Genomic DNA, 1529 nt, shown 5'->3' with positions numbered 1-1529 from the left:
CGTTCGAGGGCGCGTTTGGCCAAATGCTTGCCGCGCTCGCGGTCGATGAAGCGGCCCGGGTAATCGTAGTCTTCAAGGTCGGGCAGGGCGTCGCCACGGTTCTCGCTTTCCAGGGTCAGGCGCGGTTTTTCGAAGTCGTAGTCGCGGCGGGTGGTGCGGCTGGTGCGGGTTTCCAGGCGCAGGTCGAAACGCTTGATCACCGGGTTGCTGGCGACCATGCCGGAGTCTTGCTGATAGGGCACCGGCGCCAGTTTCGGAAACACCGTCTGGTCATCGCCGAACAGCAGTTTGTGGCCTGTTGTGGTGTGCTGGAAGTGGTAGTGAATACCTTCCTCTTCGCACAGGCGCTGGATGAAGTGCAGATCCGACTCGTCGTATTGCACGCAGTAGATGCGCTCGGGATAGATCGAGCCGGTCTTGAATTCGTAGGCGTTGCTTTGGATGCCGTGCTCTTCGAGCACCATGCCGATGATTTTCGGCACGCTGAGGTTCTGGAAAATGCGCTGGTTGATGCGATGCGCCAGGTACGCCAGTCGCGGGCGCAGGGTCACCGAATAACGGGTCAGGCGCTTGCCGGAATCGCCTTGCGCGGCGCGGTAGATCTGCCCATGAATGCCGCTGCCGTCGGGCGACAGCTGCAGAAAGGCCGGTTTGTGCAGCAGGGTTTCGAGGTCCAGCGACGGCTGCTCACTGACCAGCTCCACCTCAAAGACAAAAGGCTGGCTGATGGCTTCCCGGCCTTGCAGGGTAAACACCTGAAAGTCGGCGGAAAGCCCTTCGATGGTCAGGGCAAAGTGGGTTTCATTGGCCGGCGCGAACATCCCTTGTTCCTCGTGCTGTACAGCGGCGCTCGTCGACGGCCGCAAAAAGCGGCTCAACGTACGCGAAATTCTGGAGGGGCGTAAACAACATCGACCAGCAGAGCTGGCCGATGCGTGTAACGGTCAGCCGTAATTAAACGACTGGAGCACGCCAGTCATCGGAACCCGAAGTACCGGATACTTCGTGGGTCCAGGTGATTTTGCGGTAGGTGAACTGCACTTCTTCCAGGTGGGTGAAGTGCGCGTTGCCCGGATCCTGGCAGTTGTGCATTTTGTTGTTGATGGCGACGATGATCGCGTCTTCCAGTTTGGTGGTGTAGTAGTGCTCTTGGGTGCCTTGGGCCGAAGTGCGGTACCACTGGATAACGATTTCGCTCATGCGCTCGCCGGAAGTCAGTGCGGCTTGCAGCAGAGGCGAAGCCTTGTCGTAGACCTTGGTGATCACGACTGGCTTGTGCACGCGCTGACCGGTTGGCTGACCGGATTGCGGGTCACGCGGGATGATCACGTCGTGGGTGAAAGCCTGAACCATGACCTGGTCTTCGTGGCCTTCCTGATAGGTGTTGCCAACGGAGTCGGCGGTGAACGCGCCGGCAGTGATCAGGCCTTGTTTTTCGCCGGTAACCGACATGTACGCTGGTGTTGCCATGGGGTGCTCTCCTTGCGGATAAATTGAGGGTGCCCGGAGGCGAAATCGCCCGGTGGGTG

General features: G+C 59.7%; 2 protein-coding genes. Both read right to left on the bottom strand.

Features of this window, described 5'->3' with window-relative positions; all coding sequences use genetic code 11:
* The coding region (gene tssI / locus AEQ63_RS20475) for a type VI secretion system tip protein TssI/VgrG (RefSeq protein WP_152972396.1) at nt 1–821 on the bottom strand (821 nt) is incomplete at its 3' end.
* Between the two features lie 133 nt (nt 822–954).
* The gene (locus AEQ63_RS20470) at nt 955–1470 is read right to left on the bottom strand and encodes an Hcp family type VI secretion system effector (RefSeq protein ID WP_007949952.1); all 516 of its coding nucleotides are present in this window, start codon (nt 1468–1470) and stop codon (nt 955–957) included.
* Between the last annotated feature and the right edge of the window lie 59 nt (nt 1471–1529).

It is taken from the genome of Pseudomonas sp. RIT-PI-o (genome assembly GCF_001297215.1).
In the GTDB taxonomy this organism is placed as follows: domain Bacteria; phylum Pseudomonadota; class Gammaproteobacteria; order Pseudomonadales; family Pseudomonadaceae; genus Aquipseudomonas; species Aquipseudomonas moraviensis_A.
Note: the sequence above shows the minus strand (reverse complement) of the source record. Positions and strands in the feature narration are given on the sequence as shown.

Bases quoted from the DNA above. Each gene is read 5' to 3' on its own strand.
- AEQ63_RS20470 (WP_007949952.1), bottom strand. From the start codon at position 1,470: ATGGCAACACCAGCGTACATGTCGGTTACCGGCGAAAAACAAGGCCTG.